Here is a 276-nt window from a genome sequence, read left to right as displayed (position 1 = left end):
ATCACGCCGTCGAACCCCACCCGGCCGCGGAGCACCCCGACCACCGTCGGCGAGAACGCCGCTGGCGCGTTGGGGTCGATCTTGGCGTAGATCGCGGTGGACAGCATCGCGACCGCCGGGCCCTTCTTCAGCACCGTGGAGTACACCCCGACGTCGGGGCCGTCGGCGGTGACGAAGTCGTCGGTCACCCCGGAGGACGTGTCGGTGTTCTCACCCACGTGCCCGAGTCCGGGGAAGTGCTTGAACGTCGGGAGCACGCCGCCGTCGCGCATCCCC

At 70.7% G+C, this 276-nt stretch carries 1 protein-coding gene; it reads right to left on the bottom strand.

What is annotated here, in order from left to right; genetic code table 11:
* Positions 1-276: glycoside hydrolase family 3 N-terminal domain-containing protein (locus ACZ3HG_RS23530; protein ID WP_465334766.1), on the bottom strand; the 276-nt coding region annotated here is incomplete at both ends.

Source organism: Erwinia sp. PME.40.26/001 (genome assembly GCF_055556675.1).
The sequence above is the reverse complement of the archived record's forward strand: the minus strand, read 5'-3'. Positions and strand labels throughout refer to the sequence as shown.